This is a genomic window from Flavobacterium oncorhynchi (assembly GCF_002217355.1).
In the GTDB taxonomy this organism is placed as follows: domain Bacteria; phylum Bacteroidota; class Bacteroidia; order Flavobacteriales; family Flavobacteriaceae; genus Flavobacterium; species Flavobacterium oncorhynchi.
On record NZ_MUHA01000001.1, the window covers coordinates 88,931 to 111,260 of the forward strand.

The 22,330-nt window shown below is 33.2% G+C and carries 15 protein-coding genes; 10 read left to right on the top strand and 5 right to left on the bottom strand.

Going from position 1 to position 22,330, the window contains the following annotated elements; translation table 11 throughout:
* Positions 1-58: 58 nt before the first annotated feature.
* From B0A75_RS00430 to B0A75_RS00450, 5 genes are all read left to right on the top strand, one after another.
* Complete coding sequence (locus tag B0A75_RS00430; RefSeq protein ID WP_089052322.1) at positions 59-1,456, top strand: tetratricopeptide repeat protein; 1,398 nt, start codon at positions 59-61, stop codon at positions 1,454-1,456.
* Positions 1,456-2,205 (top strand): shikimate dehydrogenase family protein, encoded by a 750-nt coding sequence (locus tag B0A75_RS00435; protein ID WP_089052323.1) that lies wholly within the window; start codon positions 1,456-1,458, stop codon positions 2,203-2,205. The genes B0A75_RS00430 and B0A75_RS00435 overlap by 1 nt, the downstream gene beginning before the upstream one ends.
* Positions 2,206-2,271: 66 nt before the next feature.
* The gene (locus B0A75_RS00440) at positions 2,272-3,033 is read left to right on the top strand and encodes a lipid A phosphoethanolamine transferase (RefSeq protein ID WP_089052324.1); all 762 of its coding nucleotides are present in this window, start codon (positions 2,272-2,274) and stop codon (positions 3,031-3,033) included.
* A gap of 292 nt (positions 3,034-3,325) precedes the next feature.
* A complete protein-coding gene (locus B0A75_RS00445; RefSeq protein WP_089052325.1) occupies positions 3,326-5,317 on the top strand; it encodes a DUF349 domain-containing protein in 1,992 nt (663 codons plus the stop codon).
* A 305-nt stretch (positions 5,318-5,622) separates the two neighbouring features.
* Positions 5,623-6,042 carry an OsmC family protein gene (locus B0A75_RS00450; protein WP_089052326.1) on the top strand — a complete coding sequence of 140 codons (420 nt, stop codon included), beginning with the start codon at positions 5,623-5,625 and terminating at the stop codon, positions 6,040-6,042.
* Positions 6,043-6,114: 72 nt separating this feature from the next.
* Here the strand turns inward: B0A75_RS00450 and B0A75_RS00455 are convergent, their stop codons facing one another.
* Positions 6,115-7,386 carry a tetratricopeptide repeat protein gene (locus B0A75_RS00455; RefSeq protein WP_089052327.1) on the bottom strand — a complete coding sequence of 424 codons (1,272 nt, stop codon included), beginning with the start codon at positions 7,384-7,386 and terminating at the stop codon, positions 6,115-6,117.
* A 43-nt stretch (positions 7,387-7,429) separates the two neighbouring features.
* Positions 7,430-10,072, bottom strand: a complete 2,643-nt coding sequence (gyrA, locus tag B0A75_RS00460; RefSeq protein ID WP_089052328.1) for a DNA gyrase subunit A — start codon at positions 10,070-10,072, stop codon at positions 7,430-7,432.
* A gap of 258 nt (positions 10,073-10,330) precedes the next feature.
* Between gyrA and B0A75_RS00465 the strand changes: the two genes are divergently transcribed.
* From B0A75_RS00465 to B0A75_RS00480, 4 genes are all read left to right on the top strand, one after another.
* Positions 10,331-12,877: an ATP-dependent Clp protease ATP-binding subunit gene (locus tag B0A75_RS00465; protein ID WP_089052329.1), complete on the top strand. Its 2,547-nt coding sequence runs from the start codon at positions 10,331-10,333 to the stop codon at positions 12,875-12,877.
* 140 nt (positions 12,878-13,017) lie between these two features.
* Positions 13,018-14,385: a 30S ribosomal protein S6--L-glutamate ligase gene (rimK, locus tag B0A75_RS00470; RefSeq protein ID WP_089052330.1), complete on the top strand. Its 1,368-nt coding sequence runs from the start codon at positions 13,018-13,020 to the stop codon at positions 14,383-14,385.
* 26 nt (positions 14,386-14,411) lie between these two features.
* Positions 14,412-15,032 carry a hypothetical protein gene (locus B0A75_RS00475; RefSeq protein ID WP_089052331.1) on the top strand — a complete coding sequence of 207 codons (621 nt, stop codon included), beginning with the start codon at positions 14,412-14,414 and terminating at the stop codon, positions 15,030-15,032.
* A gap of 95 nt (positions 15,033-15,127) precedes the next feature.
* A complete protein-coding gene (locus B0A75_RS00480) occupies positions 15,128-15,646 on the top strand; it encodes a DUF421 domain-containing protein (protein WP_089052447.1) in 519 nt (172 codons plus the stop codon).
* A gap of 88 nt (positions 15,647-15,734) precedes the next feature.
* Here the strand turns inward: B0A75_RS00480 and B0A75_RS00485 are convergent, their stop codons facing one another.
* Genes B0A75_RS00485 through hutH form a run of 3 tightly spaced genes read right to left on the bottom strand, consistent with a single transcriptional unit; the run spans position 15,735 to position 19,307 of the window.
* A complete protein-coding gene (locus B0A75_RS00485) occupies positions 15,735-17,069 on the bottom strand; it encodes an inorganic phosphate transporter (RefSeq protein ID WP_089052332.1) in 1,335 nt (444 codons plus the stop codon).
* 30 nt (positions 17,070-17,099) lie between these two features.
* Positions 17,100-17,744, bottom strand: coding sequence for a DUF47 domain-containing protein (locus B0A75_RS00490; protein ID WP_089052333.1), 645 nt, complete (start codon positions 17,742-17,744; stop codon positions 17,100-17,102).
* Between the two features lie 48 nt (positions 17,745-17,792).
* Positions 17,793-19,307 carry a histidine ammonia-lyase gene (gene hutH / locus B0A75_RS00495; RefSeq protein ID WP_089052334.1) on the bottom strand — a complete coding sequence of 505 codons (1,515 nt, stop codon included), beginning with the start codon at positions 19,305-19,307 and terminating at the stop codon, positions 17,793-17,795.
* 559 nt (positions 19,308-19,866) lie between these two features.
* Between hutH and thrA the strand changes: the two genes are divergently transcribed.
* Entirely contained in the window at positions 19,867-22,314 is a 2,448-nt protein-coding gene (gene thrA / locus B0A75_RS00500) for a bifunctional aspartate kinase/homoserine dehydrogenase I (protein ID WP_089052335.1), read from the top strand.
* Positions 22,315-22,330: the final 16 nt, after the last annotated feature.

A 22,330-nucleotide genomic window follows, 5' to 3' on the forward strand; every position in this document is an offset into this window, starting at 1 on the left:
CACATCAATAATATGGTTGCCTAATTTTATAACAGGCTAATTTCAAATAAAACAAAGTATGCAATTAAGCAACGAAGAAGAAGATTATAACCTATCCCTATCCAAATTTGAGTCGATGTTAAAAACTAACAAAGTACTCTTTTTTGATTCTGAAGAATTTGAAGAAATCATTCTTCATTATTTAGACATAGGCAAGGCTAATTTAGCAAAAAAGGCCTTAAAACTTGCATTAGACCAACATCCAAAATCTACAGGCTTAAAATTAGTACAAGTAGAAATGCTGGTTTATGACGACAAACTTGAAATCGCTGAAAAGCTTTTAAACGAGTTATATGCGATTGAACCTAACAACGAGGAAATTTATATCCAGAAAGCTAATATTTGTTCGAAAAGAGATCAACACGAAAAAGCGGTAGAATTACTTAAAATAGCACTGCAATATACAGATGACTACGCTGACGTGTATAACTTGATTGGAATGGAATATCTTTTTATGGATAACCTTGAAATGGCAAAAGACAGTTTTATCAAATGTCTTGAAGAAGACTTAGAAGATCAATCTGCCTTATACAACGTGGTTTATTGTTTTGAATTTTTAGATCAAAACCAAGAAGCCATTCTCTATCTGAACGAGTACATTAATAAAAATCCGTACAGCGAAATTGCTTGGCATCAGCTTGGGCGCTTGCATTACGGAGTAAAAGAATACGAAAATGCAATTCGCGCTTTTGATTATGCGACTTTAATAGACGATGAGTTTTTAGGGGCATTTATGGAAAAAGCCAAAGCTTACGAACGTCTAAAAAAATACAACGAAGCAATAGAAAGTTATAATCGTACAATCGAATTAGACGACGCAACTTCTTATGCCTTATTGCGTATTGGAAAATGTTACGAAAAGCTTGGAAATTCGATAAAAGCGTTACAATATTACAATCAGACTGTACACGAAGATCCTCTTTTAGATAAAGGATGGATTGCCATTACAGATTTTTATGTTCGCCAAAAGAACTTTCAAAAAGCGTTGTTTTTTGTCAATAAAGCTTTAGCAATCGACAATCAAAATCGTTTATACTGGAAGCGTTATGCAACCATAAATAAACAAATGAACTTTTTTGAAGAAGCTGAATTTGGTTATAGAAAAGCAGTCGAATTTGGAGATCATGCTTTAGATACATGGTTATTTTGGGTTGATATTCTTCAGTTTTTAGGAGAATTTGACAGCGCAATACAAACTTTATTACAAGCTTCTGAATATTTTCCAGAAGAAAATGAAATCGAGTATCGTTTGGCAGGATTGTACTTTATGATTCAGGATAACACAAAAGCAAAATTTCATTTAAGTAATGGATTACGCTTAAACTTCGATAATTATATTTTAATCGAAGATTTATTTCCAGTAGTTTGGACAAAAAAAACAGTTAGAAATTATATCGAAAAACACAGAAAACAATAATGATTGGTATTTTAAAAAGACGTTTTGGCTTACTAGGTCGTAATATTAGTTACTCATTTTCAAAAGGTTATTTCACAGAGAAATTCAACGATGAAGTTTTTGCCGGTAACACCTATGAAAATTTTGATATTTCTGAAATTGATCATTTCAAAGGATTAATCAAGAATAATCCTGATTTAAAAGGATTAAATGTAACAATTCCTTACAAAGAACAAGTCATTCCCTTTTTAGATAAACTTTCAAAAAAAGCAGCTCTAATTGGTGCTGTAAACACGATTAAATTCACTAAAAAAGGTAAACTAAAAGGATACAATACTGATTATTATGGCTTTAAAAAATCATTAAAACCTTTATTGGAGCCACATCATAAAAAAGCACTTATTCTAGGCACAGGCGGCGCATCAAAAGGCGTTGCCTTTGCTCTAGACGAACTTGATATTCCGTACATTTTTGTTTCAAGAGAAGCAAAAGAAAATATCATTGACTATAATTTAATCAACGCCACTACTTTTGATAATTTCAAAATAATTATCAATTGTACACCTGTAGGCACAAGTCCAAATATAGAGGCTTGTCCGGATCTTCCGTACGAGTTTTTTACAGACAAGCACATTGCATATGACTTAATTTACAATCCGGCAGAAACTCAATTCTTAAAAAATGCGAAAGAAAGAGGAGCTGTAATAAAAAATGGATACGATATGCTTATTTTTCAGGCAGAAAAAGCTTGGAAAATATGGAACAAGTAATATGCGCATAAAATAAAAATAGTAAAGTATTTTTTCATAAATTAGACTACTCATTAATAAGTAGTTATGAAAAAATTGCCACTATTTTTTTTTATATGCTTTTTGATTACATTTTCTGCAAAGGCACAGGACTCTAGTGATATCGACATAAATTCATCAAACCTTTATTCAGAAGCCCGTTATCATTACTATCTAAAAACAATTTTACTTTTTAATGAATATTTAGATACAGACAATGGCTCGTTTAATACAACTGAACTTCGATTCTTACATCCAATTGCAAACAAAGCATGGAATTTAAGAGTCGATCTTCCGTTAGTTTCTTCAAATACTTCTTCTATCAATAAAACCGGAATTGGAGATATTGGTGTTGGCGTAAGCTATATACCCTACTTAGAACAAAAAAATGGAGGCATCGCTTTCCGTGCAAGAGTGCTTTCAAATTCAGCGGCCGATCCTGCTTTAGGATCTGGAAAATGGATATTTGCTCCTGCAGTATTTTTCGGAAAATATCTAATTCCGAATAAACTTCTATGGATTACTTCATTAGAAAATCAAAGCAGTTTTGCAGGATCCAGTAACAGAAATGACATTAATACCACCGCATTCGAAAACTACTTTATGTACATTATTGGTAAAAACTGGATTGCTGCAGACGCCGCTTTTAGATACAATGCCATAAACAAAGGTTTTCCTAATAATGCTTTTGTAGAGTTTGGCAGAAAGATTACCAAAAATGATATGGCATATGTTCATCCAAGTATTGCTTTTGGTAGTTACAAAACCTACAACTTTGGCATTGAAGTCGGGATGTTGATTCTGTTTTAAAAAATTTCTATAAAAGATTATTTAACGATCTCTCCTATTCTCCATTCTTATAATAAAAGTAATACTCCTCAATAGAAATGCAAATTTTCAAGCTTTTTTCTTAAAAGGATATCTATTCTCAATTTAAATTTACTTCAAAAAAAAATCTAAAAAACAGATATCATATTTCTAAACATCTTCATTAAATAAGAATTTCATCGTAAAATAGCGTATAAACAAACGATTTATTTTGTATTTAGAAACACCTTTACTATCTTTCGCACTGTTAAAGTAAAAACCTTATACATTTAAAATGTTAGAAGAAAAGAATGATAACCTGCAAGAAGCAGACGGAAAATTAGAAATCGATACTACTGATTCTACACAAAACGATACTATAGAAACTCCCGTTTCTGAAACAGTATCTGAAAATTCAATTTCGAATACTGAAATTGAAGAAGAAAAAAATGTAGAAACTGAGGAGACAGATCATCAAAATGCGTTGGATGCCATCACAAATTCTAATGCTGAAGAAAGTGAAGACGAAACGCTGAAAGAGCGTCATGATATTCCTATGAAGGATTATCACACGTTTACATTAGACGCCCTTGTTGACGAGTTAAAGAAACTTGTAAGTATAGACAAAGTAATGTCTGTAAAAGACCATATTGAAGAAATAAAGAAATCATTTTTACTACAATACAATCATCTTATAGAAGAGAAAAAAGAAGAGTTTAACGCTTCAAAAGAAGATCCAAACGAAGAGTTTGAATATCATTCTCCTTTGAAATCTAAATTTGATGAATATTATAATGTTTTTAGAGAGAAAAGAAATGCTCACTTTAAACATTTGCAAAGCAACTTAAAATCAAACTTAGACAATCGTCTTGCGATTGTAGAAGAACTAAAAGAGCTGATAAATCCGCAGGAAAACATAAAAGATACTCTTAAACATTTTAATGATTTAAGAGAAAGATGGAAAAATGCTGGAGCGATTCCTAAAGACAAATACAATCACGTTTGGAACAACTACCATTTTCATGTAGAAAATTTTTATGATTATCTGCATTTAGATCGTGAAGCAAGAGACTTAGACTTTAAACACAATTTAGAGCAAAAGCAAAAAATTATTGCAAGAGTTGAAGAACTTGTAAACGAAATCGACATAAGCAAGGCTTTCCGCGAATTACAAGATTTACATAGACTTTGGAAAGAAGATATTGGTCCTGTTTCTAAAGAGCACCGTGATACTATCTGGAACAAGTTTAGTGAATTGACAAAAAAGATTCATGACAAAAGAGAACTTTTGTTTGAAAGTCAGCGTGCAAACGAACACAACAATCTTGAAGCAAAAAAAGAAATCATTGCTAAGATTGAAGTTTTAGGAACAGAGAAAGTAAATTCACATTCGCAATGGCTGGTGCAAATTCAAAAAGTTGAAACGCTTCGAAATGAGTTTTTCGCAGCAGGAAAAGTACCATCAGAAGTAAATGAAGAGACTTGGGCTGCATTCAAAACTGCCGTAAGAAACTTTAATGCATTTAAAAATTCGTTTTATAAAGACATTAAAAAAGATCAAAACGACAATTTGAATAAGAAAATGGCTCTTGTTGCCAAAGCTAAAGAATTACAGGAAAGTGTTGACTTTAATGCAACTACTCCAATCATGAAACAAATTCAAGAAGAATGGAAACAGATTGGTCACGTTCCTAAAAAATATTCAGACAAAATCTGGAAAGAATTCAAAGACGCTTGTAACCATTATTTCGATAAACTAAAAGAACATAAATCAGAAGAAAACGGTGATGAAGTTGCTGCTTTTGACAACAAAAAAGCTTACTTAGATATTCTTCGTACTTATCAGTTGACGGGAGATCATAAAACTGATTTAGATGCGATTAAAAAGCATATTGAAATCTGGAAAGGTTACGGAAAAGTTCCATTTTCAAGACGTCATATTGAAGGAAAATTCAATAAAATCCTTGATGCTCTTTTTGAAAAATTAAGCTTAAGCAAGAAAGAAACTGAAATGATTCGTTTTTCTAATCGAATTGATTCATTGAGCGACAGTAACGATACGCGCAAATTAGACAATGAAAAGATTTTCTTGATGCGTAAAATTGAGGAAGTTCAAAATGAAATTTTCCAATTAGAAAATAATATTCAGTTTTTTGCGAATACTAAAAATGCAAAAAAAGAGAATTCAATTGTTCTTGAAGTTCGTAAAAATATAGCGATCCACAAAGAAAGTCTTGATGTCTGGAAAGATAAATTGAAACAATTAAGAAACTTAGGTCAAGAATAAGGTTTTAAGTTTAAAAAATAAAAAAAGGTGTAATGATTTATTCGTTACACCTTTTTTATGTTAAAACGTTTTTTTTCACCGCAAAGCACGCAAAGTTTTATATGCAAACTTTGTGTTTTTCTAACCGCAATGTAAAACAAAAATCTTAGCGCGCTTTGCGGTAAAATTCGCCCCAACCTTAATCTCATTTCAACCCGAAATTTAACATTATCATCAAACTTCGTAAAACCGTTCTAAAAAATATTGTTTATATTTGATAATCAACAAAGTAACCACACTAGTATTAATTCTAATAACGACAGAAAATGAAATTTACAAGAAAAGCAAATGCCAATTGGCAAGGAACAGGTATGGAAGGAAAAGGAACTATAAGTACGCAAAGCACAACTTTAGACAAAGCACAACTCTCTTTTAAGACTAGATTTGCAGATGGTGTTGGTACAAATCCTGAGGAATTAGTCGCTGCAGCTCATTCAGGCTGTTTTACGATGCAATTAAGTTTTTTACTTAACGAAGCAGGTTTTACTGCCGATGATCTATCTACAGAAGCGACAGTAACTTTTGAAGACGGTTCTATTACTTTAATTCATTTGGACTTAAAAGGAAAAGTTCCTGAAATTTCTGCAGAAGAGTTTGAAAAAACAGCCGCAAAAGCAAAAGAAATCTGTCCGATTTCTAAACTCTTAAACACGACAATTACTCTTTCAGCAGCACTAGTAAATTAAGCTGAAAACAAAGCATAAAAAAAACCATCAGCCGCGGCTGATGGTTTTTTTCTTTATATAACGCGTAAAAGATTAGTTCATTGTCGCTTTTAAAGCTTTTGCTTCAGCAGTCATTTCTAACGCTTTGTAAACTCCTAATAATGTTTTAGAAACATCTTCGTTTTTAGGATCTAACTCGTTTGCTTTTTTAAGGTAAGGAATTACTCCTTTGAAAACTTGCTCTCTTTGTGCTTTTAAAACATCGTAACGTTTCATATCTTTTGCAGAAGTTCCCAATTTATTCATCTCATCAATAATTGGTCTTTCAGCTTCTAATTTTAACGCAGCAAGGTTAAGGTATGCATTAGTATAACTAGGATTGATTTCGATAGCTTTTAAGTAATATTTCTCAGCATCAGCAGTATTCTTTGCATTTGCACTTAATACACCTAAATTAAAAACTAAATCAGCATTGTTTGGTTCTTTTTCTAAAGCTTCACCAACCAATTTTTTATACATATCGAAATCTTTAGTTTCTAAATATAAATTCGCTTCTGTCAAAATCAAAGAAGTATCTTCTGGATTTGTTTTTCTAGCATCAGAAATCGCTTTCTTAGCATCTTCAGTACGCCCTTTTTGAACTAAAATCAACGCTAAGTTTTTATAAATTTCACCTCTTTTTGAAGGAATAGTTTCTGTTTTAGGTTTTTCGTGAGTTCCTAACTTTACAGCTAAATCTCTTTCTTTTGCATTGTTAAAACCATCTTCACTACTGTTTGCTTTATTTATTGCAGTATACATCGTTCCTTTTCCTGAATAGTTTAATTTTTTCAACTCTTCATACATTGGAAGTGCACTATCAAAATCTTGAGCATTTACTGCTGTCGAAGCTGCATAATACAAATTGATAGTATCGTTTTTATCTAACAAATAAGCTTCATATAATTTTTTAGCTCCTTCAGCACTTTTGTTAGATTGAGTATCAGCAATTGCAGAATTAATCAATTTACCTTTAATTTCAGTAATTGATGCCGCTCCTTGAGTTGAATACTTTTGTTTTCCTGATGCTTTTTCAACTTCAATTAATTTTTTATAGCTGTCAGCAGCTGCAGATAAGTTTTTACTTTCTTCAACTTTTTTATTTGCTAACTCTAAAAAAGCATTTCCTTGTACAAAATAGTACTGAGCCTGCTCAACATCTTTAGCATTAGCGATCAAGTTTTGAGCATCTTTTAATATCGTGATCGCTCCTTGAGCATCACCGCCTTTTAATGCCTTCTCAGCATTTTTAATTTGATCTTTTTGAGCAAAAGTAGCTACTGAAATCAGTAGAGCTGATGCAAGTATTACATATTTACTTTTCATAATGTTCAATTTGTATATTTAATTTTATTTTAGTGGTTTATAATTATTCTTCTGATTCTTCTTCCTCTGAATCGTCTTCGTCTTCAATTTCTTCTTCAGAGTCATCATCATCGTCATCTTCTACAACACCGTCATCTTCAAGAACTTCCAAGTCTGGTTTAACTCTTTCGATTGCATTTTCAATAACGTTGCCATCTTCATCTACAACAACTTCTTCAGCATCATCTTTCATTACTTTTGTAACAGCAGCGATAGAGTCTTTTCCTTTAAGGTTAATCAATCTCACACCTTGAGTAGCACGTCCCATAACGCGTAAATCCTCAATAGCCATTCTAATTGTTAATCCAGATTTATTAATAATCATCAAATCATCCGCATCTGTTACAGCACTAATTGAGATAAGTTTTCCTGTTTTCTCAGTGATATTAAGAGTTTTAACCCCTTTACCTCCACGGTTTGTAATTCTATAAACATCTTCACCATCTTCATCAACTAATTTGGTACGTTTTCCGTATCCATTTTCAGTTACAACAAGAATTTGCGAATCGTTTACATCATTTTTAGCAACAGTAACCATACCAATTACTTCATCAGTTTCATCTTTTAAAGTAATTCCACGAACTCCTGAAGCTGTTCTTCCCATCGGACGTGTTTTTGTTTCTTCAAAACGAACCAATTTACCTGATTTAACAGCTAAAATAATTTGGCTTTCTCCATCAGTTAATTTCGCTTCAAGTAACTCATCTCCTTCTTTAATTGTAATAGCGGCAACACCATTTGCACGAGGTTTAGAATATTTCTCTAAAGAAGTTTTCTTAACCTGTCCTTGTTTGGTAACCATTACAAGATTATGAGTATTGATATAATCTTTGTCTTTTAAGTCTTGCGTACAAATGAAAGCTTTTACTTTATCATCGCTTTCAATATTCACTAAATTCTGAATTGCTCTTCCTTTAGCTGTTTTACTTCCTTCTGGAATTTCGTAAACACGCATCCAGAAACATTTTCCTTTTTGCGTAAAGAACATCATATATTGGTGGTTTGTCGCAACGAACATATGCTCAAGGAAATCCTGATCTCTTGTTCCTGCGCTTTTTTGTCCAACTCCTCCTCTATTTTGAGTTTTGTATTCAGTAAGATTTGTACGTTTAATGTAACCAGCATGAGAAATTGTAATGACTACATTTTCATCAGCAATTAAATCCTCAATACTTACGTCTCCACCTGAATATTCAATTTGAGAACGACGATCATCACCATATTTATCGCGAATTTCCTCCAATTCTTCTTTAATCAAATTCGTTCTTAAATTAACATCTGCTAATAAAGCTTTCAAATGCTCGATTAATTTCATTAACTCTTCAAACTCAGCTCTTAATTTATCTTGCTCCAGACCTGTTAACTGACGTAAACGCATCTCTACAATAGCACGAGCTTGAATATCTGACAAACTAAATCTTTCGATTAATTTCTCACGAGCTTCTTCAGTATTTTTAGAACCTCTAATAATTGCAATTACTTCATCAATATTATCCGAAGCAATAATTAAACCTTCTAAAATATGAGCTCTTTCTTCTGCTTTGCGTAATTCAAACTGCGTTCTTCTAACTACTACATCATGACGATGCTCAATAAAGTAGTGAATCATATCTTTTAGATTCAACAATTGAGGACGTCCTTTAACCAATGCAATATTATTTACACTGAAAGAAGATTGTAATGAAGTATATTTATATAAGGTATTTAAAACTACGTTTGGTGTAGCATCACGTTTCAAAATATAAACGATACGCATACCATTTCTATCAGACTCGTCACGAATATTTGCAATACCTTCAATCTTTTTCTCGTTTACTAAATCAGCCGTACGTTTGATCATCTCGGCTTTGTTAACTTGATAAGGTATCTCAGTAACAATAATAGACTCTCTTCCATCAACTTCTTCAAAACCAACTTTGGCGCGCATTACAATACGTCCTCTACCTGTTTTAAAAGCTTCACGAACTCCTTCATAACCATATATTACACCACCAGTTGGAAAATCTGGAGCTTTAATATGCGTCATTAATTCATCTACTTCAATATCATTATTATCTAAGTACGCTAGTGTACCATTGATAACTTCAGTTAAATTGTGCGGCGGCATATTTGTCGCCATACCAACTGCAATACCTGTTGCTCCGTTTACTAATAAAGTAGGAACTCTTGTAGGCATTACTTTTGGCTCATATAATGTATCGTCAAAGTTTAATTGAAAATCAACGGTTTCTTTTTCGATATCTGCCATAATTTCTTCAGAAATCTTGCGCATTCTGGCCTCTGTATAACGCATCGCTGCCGGGCTGTCTCCATCTACAGATCCAAAGTTACCTTGACCATCCACTAATAAATAACGCATACTCCATTCTTGAGCCATACGCACCATTGCATCATATACCGAAGTATCTCCGTGCGGGTGATACTTACCCAGAACCTCTCCTACAATTCTCGCAGATTTTTTATGGGCAGATCTTGAAGTTACACCTAAATCATACATTCCGTAAAGAACTCTTCGATGCACTGGTTTCAAGCCATCTCTAACATCCGGAAGCGCTCTCGATACAATTACTGACATCGAATAATCGATGTAAGCTGATTTCATTTCATCTTCAATGTTAATAGGAATTAACTTTTCTCCTTCAGACATAAGTTGTTATGTTTAAATAATTATATTAGTTTCAAAGCGTGCCAAGATACGTTTTTTTGGAATTTTTTCAGCTATTTACTTACACTTATTTCAATGATTTATTAACAACTTTATTTTGCCTTTTAGTTAATAAATTAAGCGTTTTTTAACTGTTTTTTTATTATTTTTTTTGTCAATTAGCTGACAGGAGTTCTCGATGGGTACGGTTTTTGTTTTTCAAACAGTAATTCACTAAATTTACAATACCAATTATATATTATGGATGATAATTTTTCACCAAGAGTAAAAGATGTTATTACATACAGTAAAGAAGAAGCCCTTCGTTTAGGACACGACTTTATTGGTACTGAACATCTAATGCTGGGCATTTTAAGAGATGGTAACGGAAAAGCTATTCATATACTTAATAACCTAGCAGTCGATTTAGATCATTTACGCAGGAAAGTAGAAATACTGAGTCCAGCTAACCACAGCGTGGAAGTAAATGCCGAAAAGAAAAATCTTCATCTTACCCGACAGGCCGAAAGAGCCCTGAAGACCACTTTTCTTGAAGCGAAAGTATTCCAAAGCTCATCAATTAGTACAGCTCACTTGCTTTTATGCATCTTACGAAACGAAAACGATCCAACAACCAAGCTGTTGAATAAACTAAAAATAGATTATGACATAGCTAAAGAACAATATTTAAACATGACGCCAAACGAAGAAGAATTCTTAGAAAACTTGCCAAGAAACGAATCGTATAATGACGATTCAGGACAAGATGACAGTCTAAAAGAAAGTAGTTTCAATAATCCAGCCAATAAGTCAAACAAAAAATCTAAAACTCCGGTTTTGGATAATTTTGGGAGAGATTTAACAGAAATGGCGGAAGAAGGAAAACTAGATCCAGTTGTTGGACGCGAAAAAGAAATTGAACGCGTTTCACAAATTCTAAGCCGTAGAAAAAAGAACAATCCGCTTCTTATTGGAGAACCCGGAGTTGGTAAATCTGCTATTGCAGAAGGACTTGCTTTGCGTATTATTCAGAAGAAAGTATCTCGTATTCTTTTCCACAAACGCGTTGTAACACTTGATTTAGCAAGTTTAGTTGCTGGAACAAAATACAGAGGACAGTTTGAAGAAAGAATGAAAGCCGTGATGAACGAGCTTGAAAAAAACGACGATATTATTCTTTTCATTGACGAAATTCACACTATTGTAGGTGCCGGCGGAGCCACAGGTTCACTTGATGCTTCAAACATGTTCAAACCTGCTTTAGCAAGAGGAGAAATTCAATGTATTGGTGCTACTACTCTAGACGAGTACAGACAATATATTGAGAAAGACGGAGCTTTAGAAAGACGTTTCCAAAAAGTAATTGTTGAACCAACTTCTGTTGAAGAAACAATTGCAATTTTAAATAACGTAAAAGACAAATACGAAGATCACCACAATGTGACTTACACCCAAGAAGCAATTGAAGCCTGCGTTAAATTAACAAACAGATATATGTCTGAGCGTTTCTTACCAGACAAAGCTATCGATGCTCTTGACGAAGCAGGATCTCGCGTTCACATCACTAATATTGACGTTCCTAAACAAATTTTGGATTTAGAACGCCAGTTAGAAGAAGTTCGTGAAATGAAAAACATGGTAGTTAAAAAACAAAAATATGAAGAAGCTGCCAAACTTCGCGACGATGAAAAACGCATCGAAAAAGATCTAGCTGCTGCGCAAGAACAATGGGAAGAAGATTCTAAAAACAACAGAATTGAAGTTACAGAAGATAACGTAGCCGATGTTGTTTCGATGATGACAGGAATTCCTGTAAACAGAATTGCACAAACAGAAAGCAACAAATTAGCTCAATTACCTGAATTAATTCAGAATAAAGTAATTGGTCAAAACGAAGCGGTTCTTAAAATTGCACGTTCTATACAACGTAACAGAGCCGGACTTAAAGATCCTAACAAACCAATTGGTTCATTTATTTTCTTAGGTCAGACTGGTGTTGGTAAAACGCAATTAGCAAAAGTTCTTGCAAAAGAATTATTTGATTCAGAAGATGCATTAGTTCGTATCGACATGAGCGAATACATGGAAAAATTTGCAATTTCTCGTTTAGTTGGAGCGCCTCCGGGATACGTAGGTTACGAAGAAGGCGGACAATTGACTGAAAAAGTTCGTAGAAAACCATATTGTGTTGTTCTTTTAGATGAGATCGAAAAAGCGCATCCAGACGTGTTTAATATGATGCTTCAAGTTTTAGATGATGGATATTTAACAGATAGTTTAGGTCGTAAAATTGACTTCAAAAACACTATAATTATCATGACATCTAACGTTGGAGCACGTCAGTTAAAAGATTTTGGACAAGGTGTAGGATTCGGAACTGCTGCAAAAGTAGCTCAAGCCGATGAAAACTCTAAAAGCATTATCGAAAATGCTTTGAAGAAAACTTTCGCTCCTGAATTCTTAAACAGAATTGACGACGTAATCGTATTCAACGCATTAGAAAAAGCTGATATTGATTTAATTATCGAAATTGAACTTAAAAAACTATATTCTCGTATTGCTGAATTAGGTTACAAACTAAGCTTAACTGACAAAGCAAAAGCATTTATTGCTGAAAAAGGCTTTGACAGACAATTTGGTGCAAGACCGTTGAAAAGAGCAATCCAAAAATATGTTGAGGATTTATTAGCCGAAGAAATCATCACTTCAAAAATACATTCAGGTGATGAAATAATGATGGATTTAAAAGATGACTCACAAGAGCTTTCAGTAGAAATTCACAAAGCTGAAGAACCTACAAATCAATAAAATGATTTAAATTTATAACAAAAATAATATACCCGTTACGTTTTCATAACATAACGGGTATTTTTTTTGGATAATTTACTATCTTTAGTAAAAGCAAATAGCTATTTTTGGATATTAAATTCTATAATAAAAAACAACGTATGCTTCAACACAAAGTCATTTTAGGCAGCGAAGAATGGTGCTCATTTCCAGAACTAGGAATCCCGACAATCAAGGCTCGGGTTGATTCTGGTGCCAAAACATCAGCAATGCACGCCATAAACATAGCTCCTTTTATAAAAAATGATGCCAATTGGGTGAAATTTGACATTAATCCAATTCAAAACAACATTAAAACCATCATTCATTGTGAAGCACCATTGGTTGACAAAAGAATTGTAAAAAGCTCAAGCGGTTTTAGAGAGCATCGTTACGTAATTCAAACCAGCATTAAAATTGGCGATTCAAAATGGCCAATCGAAATGACTTTGACCAATCGTGACTCTATGGGCTTTAGAATGCTTTTAGGACGTGAAGCCATGAGCGGTCGTGTATTGGTCGATCCAGAAGAAAAATACCTTCTTGGACAGCCAACTCCAGAATCTCTTAAAGAATTATATCAAAATTCAGAAAAAGCCAGTTCAGGTTTACGAATTGGACTATTAGCCAGTAATCCTGAATTATACAGCAATAAAAGAATCATGGAAGCGGGCGAAATGCGCGGTCATGAAATGCATTTTTTAAATATTAAAGAATGCTACATGAAACTGGATGCCAAAACTCCTGAAATTCATTACAGAGGCGGAAAAATTTTAAATCAATTTGACGCTATTATTCCAAGAATCCGACCAAGTATTACATTCTATGGTTGCGCATTAACACGTCAGTTTGAAGCTTTAAAAGTTTTCTGTTTAAACTCAGCAACAGCCATAACACAATCTCGCGATAAATTATATTCGTTGCAATTACTTTTAAACAGCGGAATTGATATTCCAACAACTGGTTTTGCTAATTCTCCGCTTGATACAGACAACTTAATTAAAATGGTTGGAGGTTCGCCTTTAATTGTAAAATTACTGGAAGGAACACAAGGAAAAGGAGTTGTTTTAGCCGAAACTAAAAAAGCAGCAGAAAGTGTTATCAATGCTTTTAAAAGTTTAAATGCAAATATTCTAGTTCAAGAATTCATTAAAGAAGCCAACGGAAAAGATATTCGCTGCTTTGTAATCGACGGGAAAGTAGTTGCCGCCATTCAGCGTGAAGCTATGCCGGGCGAGTTTAGAGCCAATATTCACCTTGGCGGAACTGCATCTGTAATAAAAGTAACTGCCGAAGAGAAAAAGATCGCCATTAAAGCCGCAAAAGCAATGGATTTAAAAGTGGCTGGAGTCGATATTATTCGTTCCTCTAAAGGCCCGTTATTACTTGAAGTAAACTCTTCACCAGGTCTTGAAGGAATTGAAGGCGCAACAAATAAAGATGTCGCTGGAGAAATGATTAAAGCTATTGAGAAAAATTTCAAACTATAATTAAGAAATCTTTAAGTAATTTATTAATGAAGCAATTCACAATCTTTCTAATCTTAATTACATTTGGCTGCAATAAAAATGATTGTACCAATAATGAAAAAATTAGAAAGATTGAAACCGAAAAAATACTAGAAGCTTTAATCAAACAAAAAAATATTGAGAATTCTAAAGATTCTTACCGTGTTTGCAGCAGTTTTAAAAAACTTAAAATCAACACTGAGGGTATACATGCAAAATCAACTAAAGAACCCGTAATTGTAAAGCTCCCTCCGCGTTTACCACGAATTCTAGAGAACACAGAAATCTATATTGAAATGTTATTGAATGCCAATATAGAAGGACAAAAAATATTCAAGGATAAAGATTCAATAAATTTTGTAGAACAAAACAATTGCTTTTTAAAATACACATTACCTGAAAAAATATCAAAAAAACTAAAAACAATTCCAGAATCAGAAATAGATAAAACAAACGATTATATAATATTATCAATTCCTATATTTTCTGAAGATAACAAAAAAGCCTACATGGAAATTGATTGCTATTCCAAAGAATTACCATATGGAAGATCAGTGTACTTAGAAAAAAAAGATAATATTTGGAAAATCATTGACACTAGAGATATCTGGGTAAAATGCGCTGGTTAAGAAAACAATTAATTATTTAAGAGCTTTGTCAAAGTTTTCAAACTTTGACAAAGCTTTTTTATTTAACTTTAATAAAACTAAAGAATAAAAAAATGATGCACTTCCCTTATTTGGATATTATCATACGAAGCGTTGCCGTTTATTTTTTCATGACAATTGCTTTACGAATATTCGGCAAAAAAGAACTTTCGCAATTAAATACAGCCGATATAATTTTAATCCTCCTAATCAGTAATTCGGTTCAGAATGCAATGGTTGGTCCAGATACCAGTCTTGTTGGCGGTTTAGTAGCTGCTTTGGTTCTATTTGTAATTAACTTCACGATAAAAAAGCTGACTCATCGATATAAAACATTAAACAATTTACTTTTAGATAAACCCGAGATTCTTATTCATAACGGAAAACTTGATTTTAAAGCCTTAAGCAAATTAGACATATCACACGACGAATTAAAAGAAGCGGCACGTGAACATGGTTTAGAACATTTAACAGATATAAAGCTCGCTATGTTAGAAATAGACGGCACAATCAGCATTATTTCGCAAGACCAAAAGAAATTAAAACAAACACATTATAAACGAAAACACAATCGTAAAAATCTTCAAAAGTTTTAAAACAAAAAAAAGCCGATTTCAAATTGAAATCGGCTTTTTAAATATTTAGATGAAATGCAATTTATACTCACATTTCACAATAATCACTTTACGAAATAAATATACTTAGTACAAAATAAACCAAACCTGCTAATAAAGCTGAAATTGGAATAGTTAATACCCAAGCCCAAATTAAACTTACCGTAACTCCCCATCTTACTGCAGATACACGTTTAGTTAATCCAACTCCAATGATAGATCCAGTAATAGTATGCGTTGTACTTACAGGAATTTTCAAATGCTCTGTAAAATAAAGCGTTAATGCACCTGCCGTTTCTGCAGCAACACCTTCAAACGAACTTACTTTTGTGATTTTAGAACCCATTGTTTTCACAATTTTCCATCCACCGCTTAAAGTTCCCGCAGCAATTGCAGAATAACACGCTAACGGAATCCATCCCGGCATTACTCCTTTAATACCTAAATCATCATTTGGTAAAACAACATCTAACCAAGCATCCATATGAACACCAGGATTTGTATTGATATATACCGCAACCGCAGCAGCGATAATACCCATTACTTTTTGAGAATCATTTCCTCCGTGACCTAAACTAAAAGCTGCAGAAGATAATAATTGCATTTTTTTCAAAGCAGCATCAGCCTGATGAAGATTCAAACTACTGAATATCAAACAAAAAGTACTTACCGTTAAAATAATAAAGGCAACTAAAAACCATTTAATATTATGACCTTCAAAAGCAACACTCCAAAAGTGCGAGTCAAATCTAGGTTTTTCGATTTCAGAATAAGGAATCATTTGAGTATATACAAACCATACAGTTGCAATCATCAAAAGTCCTGTAAAAATCTTAGGACCAATACTTTTACGAGAAGCATTTAAAAGCCAGATCGAAATTAAGTACGAAGCCAAAGCTCCTAATAAAGGCGCTAAAACAATAAATGCAATGATAATAAGAACTCCCGAAGGCATTGCACCATCTTTTCCTGCCTTGTACCAGCTTACAATTTCATACCAATAATGTGTTGTTCCGTCTTCACCAATATAACCAGAGAAACCATGAACTGCAATTGCATGCGCAACAGCTGCTCCCGCAAAACCTCCAATTAAAGTATGTGAAGAACTTGAAGGAATTCCTAACCACCAAGTTAGTAAGTTCCAACAGATTGCCGCAATAACACCAGCAAGAATTACCACTAGGTTAATTTCCATTGTGTGCGCTGTTTTAGCAACAGTATCCGCAACACCAAATCCGAAAACCCAATAAGCCAGAAAGTTAAAAAATGCTGCCCAAAGAACGGCCTGAAAAGGCGTTAAAACCTTTGTAGCAACAACAGTCGCTATAGCATTTGCCGCATCATGAAAACCATTGATGTAATCAAATATTAAAGCTAATACTATAATTAATATAAGTAGCGTCATAAAATTATAACTTCAGAATGAAAAATTGAATTAAGAATGTTTTACAGAAATAGATTCTAGTATGTTAGCAACACTCTTACACTTGTCTGTTGCTGATTCTAAAACAGATAACACTTCTTTATATTTAATAATATTTTTAGCATCTGTTTCGTTTTCAAAAATTTCAAAAACTGCTTTGTTATATACATTATCAGACTTGTTTTCCAGCTTGTTAATTCTAGCACAAGAATCTTTGATAACTTTAAAATTCTTTAAGTTTCTCAACTCTTTTACTGCACTGTCAATGTTTTGACAAGCTTCAAGGTTGATTTCTGTCATCTTTCTGATCGATTTTGTAATCTTATCAACTTGATACAATTTCATACGACTTGCTGCTCCATGAAGGTAATCAGCAACGTTATCAATAGAAGTAATCAGGGTATGAATATCCTCTCTATCAAATGGAGTAATAAAATTTCTACTCAATTCAAGATTGGTTTGACGCGTAATATCTTCACCTTTTTGCTCTAATTCATCAATTTTTTGAAAAAGAACTTCTCTTTCTTTCAATGGAAGGTTTACAGCTTCGTGTAAATTAGAAGCTAATTCAATTAAATTGCTTGAAGCCTCTTCAAAAAGTGGAAAGAATTTCTTGTCTTTCGGCACTAAAAATTGGAAAATACTGTTTATTGACATTTTTATATTTTTGATAGTGCAAAATTACTTCAATAATATTTTACAATGTTAAGCCATTGTTAACAAATCGTTTTCAATTTGGAAACTATCAAGGAACGAAATGGTCTTTTCAATGTCATAATGTAAGATTCTATCCTCTTTTACCAAAGGCACGACTTCTCTATAGCTATTCAAGAACATTTCAATAAAATCGCTTGATTTCAAAGGTTCTCTGTAGGCAATTGCCTGCGAAGCATTTAACAATTCGATTGCCAAAATTCGCTCTAAATTATCCATAACACGCAAAGCTTTAGTAGCTCCGTTTGCTCCCATACTCACGTGATCTTCTTGTCCATTACTCGAAACAATACTATCTATACTTGACGGAGTTGCTAGTTGTTTGTTCTGACTTGCAATACTTGCTGCTGTATATTGCGGAATCATAAAACCAGAATTCAATCCTGGATTATCAACTAAAAAAGCTGGAAGATTACGCAATCCTGAAATCAATTGATACGTTCTTCTTTCAGAAATACTTCCTAATTCAGCCAAAGCAATTGCCATAAAATCTAAAGCTAAAGCTAAAGGCTGTCCGTGGAAATTTCCACCAGAAATAATCTGATCTGCTTCAATAAATATGTTTGGATTATCTGTAACCGAGTTAATCTCTGTTTTGAATACTTTTCTAACATAATCAATGGCATCTTTTGATGCGCCGTGAACTTGAGGCATACAACGGAAAGAATACGGATCTTGAACGTGTTTTTTCTCTTGAGCAATAATTTCGCTTCCTTCCAAAAATTCATTAATACGTTGTGCTGTTACAATCTGCCCTTTATGCGGACGTATATAATGTATCAATTCATTAAACGGCTCAATTCTTCCATCAAAACCTTCCAATGAAATTGTTCCAATTAAATCTGCCAAATACGAATATTTATAAGCTTTTAATAAAATGTGAGCTCCATAAGCGCTCATAAACTGAGTTCCGTTTAACAAAGCTAAACCTTCTTTTGACTGAAGCACAATTGGCTCCCAGTTAAAATGTTTTAAAACTTCGGCAGAAGCCATTCTTTTACCTTCAAAAAACACTTCACCTTCGCCTAATAATGGCAAAGATAAATGTGCTAGCGGCGCTAAATCTCCAGAAGCTCCTAATGAACCTTGCGTATAAATAACCGGCAGAATATCATTATTATAAAAATCAACCAAACGCTCTAATGTAACAAGCTGTACACCAGAATGTCCGTAACTTAAAGATTGAATCTTAAGTAAAAGCATCAATTTTACAACTGCTGCAGGAACTTCCTCGCCAGTTCCGCAAGCATGTGACTTAACAAGATTCTCTTGAAGCTGTGATAAATTTTCATTAGAGATTTTCACATTACAAAGCGATCCAAAACCGGTATTGATTCCGTAAATTGGTTCTGAATGTGAAGCCATCTTTTTATCTAGATAATCACGGCATTTTTGCACGTTTACTTTTGCCTCTTCAGACAATTCAAGTTTTTTATCTAGAACGATGATTTCTTGTAAAGCTTCTAAACTTAATGTTTCTGTACTTATATAATGGATTTCTCTCATGATGTTTTTCAATTTAAGATGTCAAAATTCAACAAATCAATATTAAAATGCAACATTTTATCACAATAATTAAAATTTCAATGCAAGTCATTCTTCACTTTTATTTTTTTCTCAATGCTAAAAATCGAGTCTTTTACCGCTTTTTGCCTATTTTTTCATTAAAAATCAACTCGTTGCAATAGGTTTTTATTGCAAAATGAGTTCTTAATAATATCAAAACCTCAATTTAGGTTATCTAATTTTAACAAATACTCAATATTGAAATTTTGAGATTTGAATTATTAAAATATTCGTAAAAAGGCTCAAGGAGTTTTAATTACATCTAAAAAACAGTACTTTTGAAAAATCAAAATGAAAAGTAACAGCGCAAAATATCATTCTACAATAACAACTCAAACTAGAGTTGCAATTGCTGCTACCATTACTTCTACTACAACAACTACTACCCCTTAGGGGTATACATTTTTACATATAATCCTAGGTTACCTATACTTTTTTCTTGAAAGAAGAGAGTTATTGGATAGATAAAATATTTGCATAAAAGAAAAAAAATATCAAAATGAAAGTATTAAAATTTGGCGGAACTTCGGTAGCCAATGCTCAAAATATAAAACTCGTTCTCGAAATTGTTAATCAAAAATCAAAAACAGATCAATTAGTTGTTGTAGTTTCTGCGCTTAGCAAAGTGACCGATTTATTGCAATCAGCAGCTGCAAAAGCGGCAGCGAGCGATGAAAGCTTTAGAGATATTGTTGCCGAAATAGAGAAAAAACATCTTGACACACTAAAAGAACTTATACCTGTAAGTGAGCAAAGCAGCTTGTTGAGCCATGTAAAAAGAATCATAAATCATCTGGAAACTTTACTAGACGGCTGTTTTTTATTAGGAGAATTATCTCCTAGAACTGCTGATACTATTTTAAGTTTTGGCGAATTACTTTCGTCTTTTATCATCGCGCAGGCTTATCAGCAAATTGACAAAAATGCGGTTTATAAAGACAGCCGCGAATTGATCAAAACAAATAATAATTTTGGTAAAGCAGTTGTAAATTTTGAAGCATCAAACAATTTGATTCAAGAATATTTTGCACAAAATCAAGCGCAAATTAATATTTTACCTGGTTTTATAGCACAAACTCCTGACGGAATTACTACTACTTTAGGCCGCGGCGGTTCTGATTATACAGCTGCAATTGTTGCAGGCGCTCTTGAAGCAGAACAATTAGAAATTTGGACTGATGTAAACGGAATGTTTACTGCAAATCCAAAAATTGTAAAGCAAGCAAGACCTATTGCCGACATTTCGTATCAGGAAGCGATGGAATTATCGCATTTTGGAGCCAAAGTTTTATATCCGCCAACAATTCAGCCCGTTTTAAGAAAAAATATTCCCATTTTAATCAAAAATACTTTTGAACCAGAAGCCGAAGGAACTTTAATTTCCAACCATGTTTCCTCAAAAGATACTGTTGTAAAAGGAATCAGTCATATCGATAATATTTCGCTTGTAACACTTGAAGGTCCGGGAATGATTGGCGTTTCGGGTTCATCAAAACGTTTGTTTGAAGTCTTGTCACAAGAAAAAATTAATGTTATATTTATTACTCAGGCTTCTTCTGAGCATTCAATCTGTATTGGAATTTTAAATTCGGATGCTGATAATGCCGAAGCTGCGATTAATAGAGCTTTTGAAATTGAAATACTTCAAAACAAAATAGATCCATGCATCGTTGAAAAAGACCTTTGCATTATTGCTTTGGTGGGCGAAAATATGAAAAACCATCAAGGTTTAAGCGGAAGAATGTTCAGTACTTTAGGTAAAAACAACGTAAATATTCGTGCCATTGCTCAAGGTGCTTCTGAAAGAAATATCTCGACTGTAATTAACGAAAGAGACGTTAAAAAAGCATTGAATACTTTACACGAAAATTTCTTTGAAGAAAACACAAAACAACTCAACTTATTTGTAATGGGAGTTGGAAATGTGGGAGAAAAATTCATCGAACAAATTCACAACCAAAGAAAATTTTTAAAGGACAATTTAAAAATTAATGTTCGTGTAATTGCTTTGTCGAACTCTAGAAAAATGCTTTTTGATGAAGACGGAATTTCATTAAAAGACTGGAAATCGGCATTAGACAAAGGTGAACCAGTTAATGCGGCAGAATTTATTCTCCGTGCAAAAGAAATGAATTTACGTAATAGTATTTTTGTTGACATTACAGCAAATGCAAGTGTTTCTGAATTGTACGAGCAATTCTTAAAACAAAGTATTGCCGTTGTAACTTGCAACAAAATTGCGTGTTCATCTGCTTATGATAATTATAAAAAACTAAAAAGCTTATCTCGCCAATACAACGCTCCGTTTTTATTTGAAACAAATGTTGGTGCGGGATTACCAATTATAGACACGGTAAAAAACTTAATTGCTTCTGGCGATAAAGTACATAAAATTCAGGCGGTTTTATCTGGAAGTTTGAACTTCATTTTCAATAATTTCGACAAAAACAATTCTTTCCATGATGTGGTTAAAGAAGCCGGAGTTCAAGGATTTACAGAACCAGATCCAAAAATTGACTTAAGCGGAATCGACGTTGCTCGTAAAATTCTGATTTTAATTCGTGAAAGCGGTTATGAAATGGATATTGACGCGATCGCAAACGAATCGTTCCTGCCTGCAGATTGTTTATCGACAACAAACAACGAAGACTTTTTTGCATCGTTAATCAAACACGCTGCTCATTTTGAAGGTATTTACAACGAAGCTTTAGCCAAAGATTCAAGATTGAAATACGTTGCACAATTCGAAAATGGAAAAGCAAGCGTAGGTCTGCAATTCATTCCAAAAGATCATCCTTTTTACAATTTAGAAGGAAAAGACAATATTGTATTGTTTTACACAGATCGCTACGTAGATCAGCCTTTATTGATAAAAGGAGCGGGTGCCGGAGCAGCTGTTACAGCATCAGGAATTTTTGCTGACGTTATTCGAATAGGGAATATTTAGAGGTGCTAAGGTTCTA